The sequence below is a fragment of the Macrococcus equipercicus genome, assembly GCF_024205945.1.
Classification (GTDB): Bacteria; Bacillota; Bacilli; order Staphylococcales; family Staphylococcaceae; genus Macrococcus; species Macrococcus equipercicus.
On sequence record NZ_CP073809.1, the window covers coordinates 251,259 to 265,858 of the forward strand.

Annotated in this window: 19 protein-coding genes; 15 read left to right on the plus strand and 4 right to left on the minus strand. The window is 29.6% G+C overall.

Translation table 11 applies throughout. From position 1 onward, the window contains the following. Positions 1 to 41 precede the first annotated feature (41 nt). The 5 genes from KFV11_RS01375 to rpsI all read left to right on the plus strand — a co-directional run bounded on the left by KFV11_RS01375 (position 42) and on the right by rpsI (position 2,157). On the plus strand, positions 42 to 500 hold the full coding sequence (locus KFV11_RS01375; RefSeq protein WP_254250125.1) for an alpha/beta fold hydrolase: 459 nt from the start codon (positions 42 to 44) through the stop codon (positions 498 to 500). A 120-nt stretch (positions 501 to 620) separates the two neighbouring features. Then, positions 621 to 887 (plus strand): alpha/beta fold hydrolase family protein, encoded by a 267-nt coding sequence (locus KFV11_RS01380; RefSeq protein ID WP_254250126.1) that lies wholly within the window; start codon positions 621 to 623, stop codon positions 885 to 887. A gap of 10 nt (positions 888 to 897) precedes the next feature. Beyond that, positions 898 to 1,365, plus strand: coding sequence for a GNAT family N-acetyltransferase (locus tag KFV11_RS01385; RefSeq protein ID WP_254250127.1), 468 nt, complete (start codon positions 898 to 900; stop codon positions 1,363 to 1,365). A gap of 32 nt (positions 1,366 to 1,397) precedes the next feature. Beyond that, entirely contained in the window at positions 1,398 to 1,925 is a 528-nt protein-coding gene (locus KFV11_RS01390; protein WP_254250128.1) for a histidine phosphatase family protein, read from the plus strand. A 157-nt stretch (positions 1,926 to 2,082) separates the two neighbouring features. Then, positions 2,083 to 2,157 (plus strand): 30S ribosomal protein S9, encoded by a 75-nt coding sequence (rpsI, locus tag KFV11_RS01395; protein WP_367304778.1) that lies wholly within the window; start codon positions 2,083 to 2,085, stop codon positions 2,155 to 2,157. Between the two features lie 160 nt (positions 2,158 to 2,317). Here the strand turns inward: rpsI and KFV11_RS01400 are convergent, their stop codons facing one another. The 4 genes from KFV11_RS01400 to KFV11_RS01415 are packed head-to-tail and all read right to left on the minus strand — an operon-like array spanning position 2,318 to position 5,097. After that, positions 2,318 to 3,052, minus strand: a complete 735-nt coding sequence (locus tag KFV11_RS01400; protein ID WP_254250129.1) for a hypothetical protein — start codon at positions 3,050 to 3,052, stop codon at positions 2,318 to 2,320. Between the two features lie 29 nt (positions 3,053 to 3,081). After that, positions 3,082 to 3,816 carry a site-specific integrase gene (locus KFV11_RS01405; RefSeq protein ID WP_254250130.1) on the minus strand — a complete coding sequence of 245 codons (735 nt, stop codon included), beginning with the start codon at positions 3,814 to 3,816 and terminating at the stop codon, positions 3,082 to 3,084. Then, entirely contained in the window at positions 3,813 to 4,247 is a 435-nt protein-coding gene (locus KFV11_RS01410) for an N-terminal phage integrase SAM-like domain-containing protein (RefSeq protein WP_254250131.1), read from the minus strand. Before KFV11_RS01410 ends, KFV11_RS01405 begins: the two co-directional genes overlap by 4 nt. A 40-nt stretch (positions 4,248 to 4,287) precedes the next feature. Next, positions 4,288 to 5,097, minus strand: a complete 810-nt coding sequence (locus KFV11_RS01415; protein WP_254250132.1) for a helix-turn-helix domain-containing protein — start codon at positions 5,095 to 5,097, stop codon at positions 4,288 to 4,290. Positions 5,098 to 5,263: 166 nt separating this feature from the next. Between KFV11_RS01415 and KFV11_RS01420 the strand changes: the two genes are divergently transcribed. The 10 genes from KFV11_RS01420 (at position 5,264) to KFV11_RS01465 (ending at position 14,493) form a co-directional block, all read left to right on the plus strand. Next, positions 5,264 to 5,545 (plus strand): helix-turn-helix domain-containing protein, encoded by a 282-nt coding sequence (locus KFV11_RS01420; RefSeq protein WP_254250133.1) that lies wholly within the window; start codon positions 5,264 to 5,266, stop codon positions 5,543 to 5,545. A gap of 157 nt (positions 5,546 to 5,702) precedes the next feature. Continuing rightward, a complete protein-coding gene (locus KFV11_RS01425; protein WP_254250134.1) occupies positions 5,703 to 6,626 on the plus strand; it encodes a conserved phage C-terminal domain-containing protein in 924 nt (307 codons plus the stop codon). Between the two features lie 471 nt (positions 6,627 to 7,097). Beyond that, positions 7,098 to 7,367, plus strand: a complete 270-nt coding sequence (locus KFV11_RS01430; RefSeq protein ID WP_254250135.1) for a hypothetical protein — start codon at positions 7,098 to 7,100, stop codon at positions 7,365 to 7,367. A gap of 4 nt (positions 7,368 to 7,371) precedes the next feature. Beyond that, positions 7,372 to 7,725, plus strand: a complete 354-nt coding sequence (locus tag KFV11_RS01435) for a hypothetical protein (RefSeq protein ID WP_254250136.1) — start codon at positions 7,372 to 7,374, stop codon at positions 7,723 to 7,725. Positions 7,726 to 7,759: 34 nt separating this feature from the next. Next, entirely contained in the window at positions 7,760 to 7,978 is a 219-nt protein-coding gene (locus tag KFV11_RS01440; RefSeq protein WP_254250137.1) for a DUF7695 domain-containing protein, read from the plus strand. Positions 7,979 to 7,995: 17 nt separating this feature from the next. Then, positions 7,996 to 8,223, plus strand: a complete 228-nt coding sequence (locus tag KFV11_RS01445; RefSeq protein ID WP_254250138.1) for a hypothetical protein — start codon at positions 7,996 to 7,998, stop codon at positions 8,221 to 8,223. Between the two features lie 172 nt (positions 8,224 to 8,395). Further along, a complete protein-coding gene (locus KFV11_RS01450) occupies positions 8,396 to 9,880 on the plus strand; it encodes an Eco57I restriction-modification methylase domain-containing protein (protein ID WP_254250139.1) in 1,485 nt (494 codons plus the stop codon). Continuing rightward, positions 9,877 to 10,821 (plus strand): BsuBI/PstI family type II restriction endonuclease, encoded by a 945-nt coding sequence (locus KFV11_RS01455; RefSeq protein WP_254250140.1) that lies wholly within the window; start codon positions 9,877 to 9,879, stop codon positions 10,819 to 10,821. Before KFV11_RS01450 ends, KFV11_RS01455 begins: the two co-directional genes overlap by 4 nt. Before the next feature lie 17 nt (positions 10,822 to 10,838). Further along, a complete protein-coding gene (locus tag KFV11_RS01460) occupies positions 10,839 to 12,683 on the plus strand; it encodes an ATP-dependent nuclease (protein ID WP_254250141.1) in 1,845 nt (614 codons plus the stop codon). Continuing rightward, a complete protein-coding gene (locus tag KFV11_RS01465) occupies positions 12,667 to 14,493 on the plus strand; it encodes an ATP-dependent helicase (protein ID WP_254250142.1) in 1,827 nt (608 codons plus the stop codon). The genes KFV11_RS01460 and KFV11_RS01465 overlap by 17 nt, the downstream gene beginning before the upstream one ends. The last annotated feature ends 107 nt before the right edge of the window (positions 14,494 to 14,600 follow it).

Genomic DNA, 14,600 nt, shown 5'->3' on the forward strand with positions numbered 1-14,600 from the left:
TCTTCAAATTCCTAAATTTCAAATTAGTTAGGTGTGATAATATGACTGTTTTTCATTATGGAAATCAGAGTGTAGAATATGAAAAAATAGGACAAGGACAGCCATTAATTCTGTTATTAGGTATGAATGACATAATAGAAAGTTGGTTGGGAGTAATTGGTTATTTAAAGAAGTACTTTGAAGTATACATTATTTATAGACCTGGAATAGGAAAAGGCAATGTTGATATGGAAAAGGTTTCAATTCAAAATACTGCGGTAATAATAGAAGCCTTCATTCAAAATAATAGATTGAAAAATGTAATTTTAATGGGACATTCATATGGGGGACTATGTATTCAAGCTATAATGTGCTCAAATGAAATTAATATTGCAAGGGCAATATTAATAGATTCAAGTTCGGTTAATTTTAAACAATTAGATACCCTTGATACTCCGATATTAAATGACTTTCAATCTGATGATAAATGGTTAAAGTATTGTAGTAACTTAATGAATTAACCTTCTGAAAAAATAATAAAAAAATTAAATGTTCATAATGTATACAACAACCCAAGAATATATTCGAATTTTTATAAGACAATGTATACTGAAACTAAAAATTGGGATCATGACGCTAAAATGCTTAACGATAATTACAAAAAAGTAGATATACCTTTACTTATAATCGGAAGAGATTTAGAATATGCTTCTCAGAAATTAATAGAAGAAAATATACCTGTAAAGGAAGCGTATCTATTCGAAAGAAAATGGCGAGAGCTAATAATTGAACAAAAGAATCTGAGTAGTAAATCAGAAGTTCATTTCATAGAATCAAGTACTCATAATATACATATAGATCAACCAAAAGTTTTAGCAGAAATAATAAAATTATTTTGTTTTAAATAAAGGTGAAAATATGAAGAATATAAAAATTCAAAAGTTATCACAATTTCATGCTGAAGAAATTGCGAATGAATGGAAGTATGAAGGGATTTATAAATTTTATGATGCAACTGAAGATGAAGAAGATTATCAAGAATTAATTTCACAAGAACTTCGAGATGAACAATATTTTGAAGTATTGTCAGAGGACCAATTAATCGGATTCTTTGTAGTAAATGATTCTATACCAAAAATTTTAGATTATGGTCTAGGTATGAAGCCTGAATTAACAGGCCATGGTAACGGAAAAATATTTATTCAAAAGACGATCCAATATATCCTTGAAAATTATGATGTCGAAACAATTACTTTATCTGTTGCTTTATTCAACAAGAGAGCAATCAAGTGCTACGAGAAATGTGGTTTTATTAAAGAAAAAGAATTCACTATGGAAACAAACGGATCTCAATATCGCTTTGTTAAAATGTATAGAAAGTGTTGAAAGCTATAATAAAGATTCATCGGAGGAGAAAAATGATTTATTTATTAAGACATTGTAAAGCAACAGGTCAAGAATATAATGCGAAATTAACAAGTGAAGGAAAGGAATCTTCAATAAAACTTATTCCTATCCTGTCAAAATTAAATATACATGAAATTCATTGTAGTCCAATGACAAGAGCAATAGATACAGTAAGTCCATTTGCCGAGAAAAACAATATTCATATAAATACTATTGAAGTTCTTCAAGAAAGAATACTTAGTTTAGATGCGATTCCAGATTGGAAGAGTCATCTTGAAAAAACATTTTTAGATTTTGACTATAAACTAGAAAATGCTGAATCAAGTAACGAAGCATTAAAAAGAATTTTTACCTTTGTAAAAAGTTTGGATAATGACAAAAATCATTTAATTGTTTCACATGGTAATCTTTTAACTTTATTGATAAATAAATATGATAAAAATTTTGGATTCATAGAATCATTAGAGATGGAAAATCCAGACTTTTTTAAACTAGATTTGATTAACGAGAAAGTAGAACGTTTAAATATAAGCAAATAAATAGTTTTTTATCATAAACTTTACTTACCACCGGCCAGCAGTTTATTTAGTTACCCTTTAGTTACCCCTAAGTGATATTTGACGCAATTCTATGCAATTGAAAAAATCAGAAATCCTTTAATATCAAGGCTTAAGACAGTCTATACAACTGTACGAAATCCTAAAGTTTTTTGAACGTAAAAAACCAGGTCTTAAAGGCGCTCGTCGTTCACCACAGTTCTCAAAACGTTAATGCTGGAATTGTTGCAAACTTGTTTGCTTACAAGTCCAGTACGCAAACTGGCGTAGACAGTTTATGTTCCATTGAATATACGTTTACAGCACTTCTCGAAAATGTTCGGGAAGTGCTTTTTTATATGGTTTTGACATGTATGTTACCCTTAAGTACCCTCTCAATTTTCCGGGTTCCATTTAGGTGTAAGTCTAAATACGCTAAATGAACTACCCTTACTTCTATCAAGATATGATTCCATATGATTGTTGATTAAATAATCTCTAATTGGCTCATAGAGTGAAAATATTACTGCTAGTCCAATAGTTTGTGAAATAATATTTCGTCGCATAATTAAATCAACATGTACTTTTTTCAAATAGTGTTGATAATGAGCTCCTTGTCCTTTATCTACTAATACCTCAATACAATGTTTTATGTCTTTTTCTTTAAGCTCACCATTTGCATCAGATATCTTTAATAGAGGTTGAGCTATAAATTCTTTATAAGTATAAACGTTTCTTTCTACTATACATTTACTAGAAGCATAAAAATATGGACTTTGATTTTTCATATCGTCATAATCTCTATAAATTAATGCAATTTTAGGAAACATTTTTGCTTCTTCAAATCTTAAAGTATTATTATCAAGTGTAATGTGGAAATCATTTAAAAGACTTAGTAATGAAAACTTTTCTCGCTGTTTTTTTCCTCGTTCATGACTTTCATTTTGCTCTAAAAATAATAATCTGAGTTGCACCATTATAACTGGTTCAAATTCGTGTAATCCTTCGCTTTCTATTAATTCTAAACTTCTTTTTATAACTGATAAAGAATCGTATATCTTAAGTATAGGATCATTTGCAAATGAATATTCATTCTCATTGAAAGAGTCAGGAACAGGTAGATAGTTCATAAATATTCTCCTCTAATAATTGATTCATATTAAAAATCAATATGTTTCTGAAACTTCTCCGCTAGTTTTTCTCTAGATGCCTGTGTGATATGCGTATAGATGTCCATAGTGGTCTTTATATCGCTATGTCCCAGACGTGACTGAACTTCCTTTAATGTTGCTCCAGCCTCGAATAGGAGTGATGCATGCGTGTGTCTGAAGCCATGTACGTGTATCTTGTGCAAATCCTTATGACGATTAAAGAAAGCCTCTAGTTTATCATTAGGAGTAGATACACGCATATACTTCATTTCATTTAGACGTGTATGGTAAGTGGCAAAGATAGGCTGGTGCTGATCTTTAGCTACTTTAAATCCGAACTTTTCATATTGTTCAATTTGCTCTTGTTTCCATTTTAAGAGGTATTTTAACGTAATAGAGTCTATATCAAGCCATCTATATGATTCTTTTGTCTTAGGAGGTTGTAGGACGTGTTTAGAACGTACTTTAGCGAGTGTTTTCTGCACATATAAATCTTTGGTCTTAAAATTGATATCTGACCAATGTAAGTCTAATACTTCTCCTTTACGCATGCCTGTGAAAGCAAGTAATCTAAATAAACAAATTGTCTGTAATTTATTTTCTTCTTCCAGGTAATTCATAAACAGCTTTAACTCTTCTTTAGTCATGAAATTACGCTCTTTCTCGATGAAGATCTTATCTTGTTTACGACTTGGCAGGGTGATGTATTCCATAGGATTATTGTCTATAAGTTCCATTTTCATCGCGTAATTAAAAACGAGACGAGTCTGAATGACATAGTCATTAAAAGCCTCAAGTTCCTTTGCCCATTCATTAACGACTGTCTGACAATACAGCGAGTAATTTCTTTAATAGGTATACGCCCGAACTTCGGTAAAATACGCTTTCTGAACTTACTTTCTTTACTAGCTAAAGTTGTTCCTCTTATTTCACTCTTATGATTTTCTAACCAGAGCAAATAAACATCCTCGTAGGTATATCTATGGATGGTCTGTGTTTTGTTTTCTAAACCTTGCAATTGAATTTTCTTTAATTCAATTTTTGCTTCATGTAAACTTGAAAAACTTCTATTTGTTCTTTTCTTCTTTCCTGTTATCTTGTCTATACCTAAATAGACACTAAATTGATAACGTACTTCTCCGGATTTTAATACTACTTTTTTAATACTTGGCATTTGTATCCCTTCCTTAGTTGCTGGTCGGCAGTGAAGGAAGTTAATTTATGGTTATAGCAACTTTTCTTTCAAAACTTTCAGGATCAATCGTAATTTCTGTTATAGAGTTTAGATTATTTAATGACTCAACATAAGCTGTATATCTAACGCTCGGTACTTTGTCGTAACTATGTAGTTCGGTATTAAGATTTAAAGGTACTAAATTTACTGGAAAATCACGATCAGTAAAAACAATTGTATTTCTAGGTAAAGTATCTTTGTTAGCTTTTAAAATAAACTTTGCAAATAATGCAGTCCATCTTACTAGTACATCATCTTTAATAGTTAATTTACTATATGGAAGTGTTTTACATAATTCTTGAATTAAAAGATAAGATAATATACGTAATAATTCCGTTTGATACAAAGAGGTTAATTGATTGTCAAATAATCTTTCAAGATTTTCAGAAAGCTTATCATATTCTAATCTTTTAATGTCTACAACTAATAGTTGATTGTTCGAATACGTAATAATTTGTGAATCAAAAGTAATTTCTATGCTTTCAACTTTTTGTAAATTTTTAAAATTTAATGTGGCTGTCGAATCAACAGTACTCTTAGCATAGGCGTCTGTTATAAAAGAAGTACTTCTAACGGACAAAGTATATTCATCTTGAACAATCTGCAATATGTCACTCAATGAAACATTTAAAGCTGTAGCAATTTTCTCTAAAGTAGCAAACTGAACACCATCACGTTTTTGATTTTGGAATATACTTAGAGAATTCATGCTAATACCTGTAAGCTCATGCAATTCACTAAGAGTCATACCTTTTTTTCTTAAAATGTCTTTTAAATTAACTTTAATCAAATTTTCACCTCCTCAGTTGATAATATACTACACCAACTAGAAGATAAATATTAATCTACTAAATAATTAATTTTCTTAACATGATATTATATTATCATCTATTATTTATTTAAACAATAGATTAAATTTTAATTTATTGTTTAATAATTTGAAAGGAGGTGAAATCATGGATAAACAACTATATATACCATTAAAGCTTGAGGAAAGTACTATTAAAGGATTTGAAGAGATGTTTAGCCAAATAGCACAAAAAACATTGGAAGATATTTATAGAGGAAATAATATCCAGCCATATCTCAATAAAAAACAAGCCTCCGAATATATTGGTATTAGTTTTAATACCTTAAAAAAATTTATAGATGACGGTTTACCTATAATTGATGTAGCTGGAGTTCAAATGATTCGCAAAATTGATATTGATCAATTTCTAGAAACTAAAAGAATATAAATGCTGGTCGGCATTGAGAGAGTTTGATGAACTAACTGAACATTGAAAATAGAAAAGTGGTGTTAACATTAGTAATTATGAAGAAATTAAATATCTTATTAGTCAGTTATCAGGCGAAGAGAATATATTTTCAGTCAATAGATTTTTCATAAAGTTTATGGGAGATCTCGAGGGAGGGGCATACTTATCGCAGTTAGTGTATTGGTCAGATAAGGGACAAAGAGAAGATGGCTATTTCTATAAATCATATAAAGATTGGAAAGATGAAATGGGACTCTCACAATATAAGGTTAATAAACTAGCGCGTATTCTACAACAACGGGATTTGTTAAAAACTAAGACAATTAAAGCTGAAGGTAGTCCTACCGTACATTATAAGTTAGATAAAACAAATTTAACGAAAGCTATTATTGAATTTATAAAGGAGTTACAAGAAAAGAAACGACAAGAGGAATTAGAAAAACAAAGAAAAGCCTTGTCAGAAGTCGATTATCAAAAATTTGATAATGGAAAATTAAATATTAAACAATCCATTGTTGAAGATTTAATTTTGGAAAATGAATTATTAAATAATGAAATATCAAAAATTTCATATTCTTCAATAACAGAGAATACTTCAAAGAGTTCAACAAAGAATACACAAGAAGGAAGTGAGTCGCTAATTGAATTAAAGCGTATAACTAAGAAGGTAATTAACTATTTGAATAATAAAGCTGAAACAACATTTTCACCAATTGATACATTTAACATTAGATTAGTTGAGCAACTTCTCAAAAATGGTTATACAGAAAATGATTTAATAAAAGTGATTGATAAAAAGTATCAAGAGTGGTCAGGCAATGAAAAAACTGAATCCTGGATACGCCCATCTACTTTGTTTAAACTTGAAAAGTTCAATGACTATTTAAATCAGAAAGTGCCACATAAAAAAGAAGAATCAAATTTTCCAGTGCCAGCTTTTATAAAGGAAATTGAACAACAAGAGAAACAAAAAAGAGAAGTAGAAGAACAGTCACAAAAAAATGCTCCCGAACTTGATCCGCTAAAATCAGAAGTTCGAAAGCAAATCGAAGAGTTATGAAAATCTTCAATTACATCCTAACATATTAAAATTAAAAAATATATTGTTCCTTACTGCATTAAGATACTTGAATAAGAAATTCACAGTCATTCTTCATTATCTGTTGAATGATTAGTGAATTTCTTATCCGGTATTATGATTAGTAGCTGAATAGTAAAATAGAATCTATAAATAACTATTTTTAAGAACATGAGCATAAGGGGAAACGATATCACATTGCCCTATCGGGCAGTTTCGGCAGAGCCGAAAATGTGATTAAGTCGGCAGTGCCGACTATGTTCCCTATACATCAAAAGTATTATCTAGGTGATATCAAAATTTTCTCAAAAGTAATACGTTTGATGTATAAAAAAATCGTATGTAATATGTTTGATGACTCTCTTGTAATACATATTGTGACTACTCAATATGTATTACCTTTTTGCAAAAGATTTAAGTAAATACATTTGATTAAACAATAAAGGAGTAGAAATGAAAGATTTCTTAGTGAGAAATATTGAAGATCATCACTATATACAAATTCAGTCTTTAGCAAGAGAGAAAAATATTTCAATGAATGAATTAATAAAAATAATTTTAACAAGAGCACTTGTGGAAGGAGAAACTGATAGCTTAAAAAGGCAAATGATTAATCATATGAACGAACAAAACACTACTACAAACCAATTAATAGATGTAATTGCAAAGTTGATTGAAAATATAGATTCACTGAATAAAGTTATAAATCATTATATGAGGTGATATTATGGGTAAAAGAAGAACTTTTTATTTGCATAGTACGACTAACGATTTATTAGATGAGATTAAAATACAAAAGGGCTTTAATACAGCTAACGAACTCTTTAATTACCTTTTAGAGACTGAACAATATTTTAGACAAAACAGAGGGTCTCTTTCAGAAACAAAACTGAATCAATTGGCTTATGATATTGATCTCATTTTAGAAATGGTAGCTTGGCAAGGTGATAAACTAGATGCAATCCCTATTGCTTCTTATGAAGAAGGATTTAGTATGACTTATACCAAGACAAAGGAAATTGTCGATCAGAAAATTGAGCGAAGAGCGTTGGCAAAAAGAGAAAGAAATATGTTTGAATAATCGACAAATATATTAAACGGAGGAAGAATGTAATATGAAAAAAATAAGAAGAAGTATCGCCAGGTGTAAGATATGTGATGATATCATTGAGTCAAAGTATACTCATGATTATGTGACGTGTAAATGTGGTGCAATCTATCTGGACGGCGGAAAAGAGTATCAGCGTTATGGTTGGTGGCCAGAAAAAGTAGAAGGAAAAAATAAGAGAGAAGATATTATCGATTTCAGTTTATCCGAGTATGAAGAAGAATAATCACAGGAGTTGATTTGATGTCGGAATTTGAAAATCTCAAAGGAAAATTAATTAATGATTTCACAGATGAAGAACGAAAGAATATGACTTCAGAAGAAAGAAGATATTTAAGAGAGACAACAAAAGAAGTATTGAGAAAAAGAGGTTACTATACGAATGTCAGAACGATGTCGGTTGATAAACCGTTAAATCCAAATGTACCTGAAGATTATCATTTTGGTCAATCAATAGGTATATTTGAATAATAGCAACAAAAATATTAAGCAGTCTAGTTAGTCCTCTTATCATGAATACGATAAGGGGACTTTTTATATTAAGAATAAACAAATACATTTATATATCGATATCATAAATATATTTGAAATGTAGATGGTATAATATAGAATAATAAACTTTAGAGTGAATTAGGTGATTTTTTTGAATAGTACCTTAGAAAAGATAGAGCAAAGTCGTCTTGAAATTATCAATAAATTAAATAATAAAAAGAAATTCAGTCAATACTTCACTCCTGTTAATATAGCTGAATTTATGTCTAGCTTATTTGATTTCGAAGAAAATAATACTGTGAAATTATTAGATCCTGGTGCAGGGATAGGTATACTTAGCACCGTTTTTACCGAAATAGCTTTTAATAAAGCAAACAAAGTCGAAGTTACAGCTATTGAAATAGATGATTCATTAAATGACGAATTTGGAGAAAATATTGCATTAGTTAATGAAAATAGAGATTTAGTGTTTAAAGTTTTTAATACAGATTTCCTGATATGGGCTGATTCAGTGATGAATGAACAAATGTCGTTTTTTGGTCAAGATAAAGAACGATTCTCTCATATTATTATGAATCCTCCTTACAAGAAAATAAGTAGTGCATCAGCTTACAGAAAGTTGCTGAAGGCAAATAATGCTGACACAGTTAATCTATATACGGCATTTGTAGGCATGGCTATTAAGTTATTGGAGGAAGAAGGGCAGCTAGTCGCTATTATCCCTAGAAGCTTCTGTAATGGCCCCTATTACAAAAGTTTTAGAGACTTAATGTTGACTCAAACAAGTATTGAACATATTCATCTATTTGAATCACGTAATAATGCTTTTAAGGAAGATGGAGTGCTTCAAGAAAACATGATTATAAAATTAAGAAAAACTAATAAACTTCAATCAGTAAAAGTATCTTTTTCTTCAGATGCTAGTTTTTCAGATTATATAGAAAATGAATTCAAAGCTAGTGAAATTGTTCTACCAAATGATAAAGAAAAGTTTATTCATATCCCTCTCTCTACGGAAGAGAAGATTTATGATGTTTATCCAGTAATTAAAAATACGTTGAGTGAAATAGGATTGAATATATCTACAGGACCCGTAGTGGGCTTCAGAAACAAAGAATTTTTAAGAGATATTCCGGAAGAAGAGAGTGTTCCATTATTTTATCCGATGCATATTGAAAATGATGATATTACCTGGATTAAAGAAAATACAAAAAAAGCAAATGCAATTATGTGGAATGAAAAAACTGATAGGCAGCTCTACCCAAGTGGATATTATATTATTATGCGTCGATTTTCACCAAAAGAATCTGTTAAGAGGATAATTTCAGCAGTTATTGATCCTAAAAGGTTTAAATACGAGGCTCTAGGATTTGAAAATGGAGTAAATGTCATACATGCTAACAAACAAGGTCTAGATGAAAATTTAGCAAGAGGTATTAATGCTTATATTTCTTCAACAATATTCGATCATTATTTCCGATCTTTCAATGGACATACACAAGTAAATGCAACCGATTTAAGACAGATGTTGTTTCCTGATAAGAATTTATTGATTGAAATAGGTAGAAGTATAAATGAAAAAAAACCAAACGATCAAGCAGAACTAGACGCTTTAATTGAGAGGTATATATCATGAGTATGAGAGAACAGAAACTATCTGAAGCCAAAGATATATTAAAAAGTTTAGGTTTACCTATAAAGCAACAGAATGACCGTACAGCATTATGCTTATTAGCTTTAATAGATTTGAAACCAGAACAAGAGTGGAACATGGCAAAGAGCAGAATGATAGGGATTACGCCTATTATGGAATTTAGCAAAGAATACTATGGACGAGAATACAAGCCTAATTCACGGGAAACTTTTAGACGGCAGTCAATGCATCAGTTTGTTTCAGCAGGCATTGCACATTATAATCCTGATGAACCGAATAGAGCAGTAAACAGTCCGAAAGCAGTTTATCAAATAGAAGAAGAAACGTTGAATTTGATTAAACATTACAATACTAATCAATGGATTATATTGCTTGAAAAATACTTAGCAAATAGAGAAACCTTAATTGAACAATATGCACAAGAAAGAGAACAGAATAAAGTGTCATTACTAATTGACGATAATCAACAGTATAAATTTAGTTCAGGGGAACATAGTCAGCTAATTAAAGATGTAATTGAAGAATTTGGACCACGTTTTGTACCAGGTGGAAAATTGATATACGCGGGGGACACAGGGGCAAAGACTGATTTTTTCAATAAAGAGTTACTTTCTGAACTTGGAGTAAGAGTCGATTTACATGGAAAAATGCCAGACGTCATTATTTATTATCCGAAAAAAGAGTGGCTTATATTGGTAGAAGCAGTAACTAGCCACGGTCCGGTTGATGGAAAGCGTCATAAAGAGCTGCAGATTTTATTTAATGGATCAAAAGTAGGCATTGTGTATGTTACGGCATTTCCTGATAGAAAGCTAATGGCTAAATATTTTGACGAAATAGCATGGGAAACAGAAGTATGGGTGGCCAATGCACCTTCACATTTAATACATTTTAATGGGGTTAGATTTTTGGGACCATATTAGGGGGAAGAATAAATATTATGAGTATTTATTTAAAAGAATTAAGAATTAGAAATTTCAAATGTTTTGAGACACTAGATATAGAGTTAAAGGCTAATTTACTTTTATTAGGAGCAAATAATGTCGGAAAAACAACTTTACTAGAAGCTCTAGAATTATCTTTATTAACTTATAAGAATGTTAGTAAAGAAATGATATTCTTAAATAAAAATGAAATATTAGATAATAATAAAATAGCGATAATTGATATTTTAATAGAACCAGAAGAAAAAGAATTTTCAGATGAATGGTATGATCACTTTGGGGCTTTCGTAATTGAAGGAGAAGAGAAAGATGGTGTGGGGATTAGGACTATATTAAAATATAACGATTTAAAAGGTGAGTATGAATTAGAAAAAAAAGCCATGAATCAATGGCCAAAATCTGACGAAGTTGAGCAATTTATAGATTATAATAAACATCCTATAAGAAAAGAATTGCTAGATGCTATACCAGTTTTTTATTTAGACGCAAAAAGAGATATTTTAACAGATATGAATAACCAGTATTCATATTGGGGGAAACTTACTGGTAATATTGAATTAGCAAAAGAACATGTGGATGATATTGAAAAGAGTTTAAAAGAAATTGGACAGAATATTATAGATAACAGTGATATATTAGGATATGTAACTCAAAAGCTAAATAATGTTTCTAAAATCATGGGTACAAATAATCGTAGTGTTGAAATAAATCCTATTACTCAAAAAATTCGTGATATTAATAAAGGTATGCAAATACGTATTAGTGACGAGTTTTCAGAGTCTTTTTCTATAGATAATTTAGGGATGGGTACTAGGAGTTGGACTACTTTTTTAACATTAGCAGCATACATTGATTTAAAAGAAAAAGAGATGAAGAGCAAACAGAAACCTTTTTTTCCTGTTTTATTATTAGAAGAACCAGAATCACATCTTCATCCACAAGCACAACGTAAAATCTATCAACAAATGAAAGATTTAAAAGGTCAAAAATTTATAAGTACTCATTCGCCGATTGTAGCGGCTCAAGTACAATTAGAAGAAATCTTACATGTTCACAAAAATGGATCATCATCAAGAGTTAGTTCTATAAATTTAGATAACTTGAGTCAAAATGAAATTAGAAAAATTAAAGAAGAAGTTGTCAAATCAAGAGGAGACTTATTGTATGCAAATAAAGTGATTTTATGTGAAGGAGAAACTGAAGAACAAGTATTACCGGTATTTTACAAACATTATTTTGGACATGAGTGTTTTGAAGCAGGTATAAATGTTATAGGGGTAAATGGATCTGGGAAATATAAACCATTCCTACAGATTTCTAGAGACTTAGGGATTGAAGTATTTATATTAAGTGATGGCGAAGAAGAAACTATACAAGAAATCAGCAAATTTTATAAGCAAATTTTTGGTGAAATAGGAGAATCTTTAAAAGATAAAAACGTTGTTTTTTTACCTAATGGAGCAGATTTTGAAAATTATTTAGTAAATGAAGGATACAAAGATGAGCTATTAGACGTAATTGATAATATTGAAGGAAAAGAAAATTTTATTGAAACTTATATTAAGAGGAAACACAAAACTAAAGGAGGTAGAGTTGAAACAGAGGAAGTATGTCAGAAATGTAAACAACATATTTATAAAAATAAAATTAGAGATTATTCTGGAGAGCATGGTATAAATTCAGCTATAGTCGATATTTTACATAAAAAGAAGACAGAGTACTCGGCGATAATTGCACATAAAATTATCGAAAGACAGGACACTACAAGTATTCCTCTAGCAATTAGGGACCTTTTTGATCGTATGAATATAAAGGAGGAAACAAATGAATTTAACTCCTAAACAACAAGAGATAGTAAATTTTATTGATGGGCCATTATTAGTTACAGCAGGACCAGGAAGTGGAAAGACTAGAGTTTTAACTCAAAGAATTATAAATATAGTTCAAAGTAAGAATGCTAGAGTATTAGCCTTAACTTTTAGTAACAAAGCAGCTAAAGAAATACAGGAAAGAATTGAAGAAGATTTATATGAAAAAGTTGAAATAGGAACAATTCATAGTTTTTGTTTAGAAATAGTTTTAAATAAGGGAAATCAAATAGGTTTACCAGATAATATGACTATTATCGAAGACTATAATGATAAACTAGAATTACTTGATCAAGCAATAAAAAGTTTAAGTTTAGAACTAAATATTAAATTTGTAAGTGATAAAATAAAAAAGTATAAACAAAACTTAATTCTTCCTGAGATGATAAGTAAAACAGAGGAAGAACAAGATATCATCTTAATTTATGAAACATATAATAACATATTATTTGCTAATAGGGTGTTAGATTTTGATGATATTCTTTTTTATGCTTATAGAATACTTATTGAAAAACCAAGGATCGCCAAAAATTATATGCGATATTATAAGTACTTAATGGTAGATGAAGCACAAGATCTAAATTTAACTCAATATAGAGTTATAAAGGCTTTAACTCAGAATTTTTCAAATATAATGATGGTAGGAGATTCTTCTCAATCAATATACGGTTTTAATGGTTCAGACAGTAAAATAATGACTGAAAATTTTGTGAAAGATTTTCATCCGAGGGAAATTCAATTAAGAGAGAATTTTAGATCTTCAGCAAATATTATAAAAGCAGCAAAAATAATCCAACCTAACACAGTCTCTAAATCTGTCTATCCTTTAAAGGGACTACTACAAATAAATAATTTTGTCAATGAAGAGTCAGAAGCAGAATGGATTGTAAGTAAAATAGAGTATTTGTTGAAATTTGGTAGTGATAATGTTGATGGTCCTATATCATATGCTGATATTGCTATTTTAGGAAGAAACAAATATTTATTTAAAAATTTGGAAAAACTAATGAGTGAGAAAGAAATACCTTTTTTTGATGCAGGTAGTTCAACTAGGTTAAATGCTGAGAGTGAAGAAATAGCTATATTTGAAAATGGTCTTAAAGTCATTGCAAATAAATATGATGAACTTAGTTACTCTAAGGTTGTTAATATGGTAGGAAGAAAAAAGAATGAAGAAATGTTAAATGACTTATTGTTTAATGATGAAGCTGGAGATGATATTAATCGAGCTGTTTTCAAAAAGATAATTGAATGCTGGCAAATAGTCTCTAATGATATTGATAATTTCGGAAAAGCAATCAATGATATGAAAAAATCTATACAATCAGAAAAATCTTTAAGTGATAACTTACGTTTTTTGATAGAAAATGACTTAAATTTATGGTTAACACGTTGGCAAATGTATTGTAAAGAAAGCATTGTTGGTGATAGAAATCTATCAAGGTTTTTAAATAATGTTTCATTAGGAAAACACTTTAATAATCATAGTGAAGGAGTATCTCTACTAACAGTACATGGCTCTAAAGGATTGGAATATAGTATTGTTTTTGTTCTCGGATTAAATCAAGGTACTTTTCCTGACTATAGAGCTAAAACTTTATCACAATTGCAGGAAGAGAGAAACAATATGTTTGTTGCAATCACTCGAGCTAAAAGAGAATGCTACTTATCATACGTAAATTATAAAATGATGCCATGGGGAGATTTAAAAAAGCAACAAATTTCTGAATACTTAAATGATCTTACTAGTCGAGGCAATATTAGTATAAATTATATAGATTAATGTGGGCATTTGTTTTTAAGAGTTTATTATAAAACACAGGTAAAATTTGATATTATATATTTTAACTGCCGACCAGCCGTTTTAGTTTGAAAATGTTACCCTTTAAG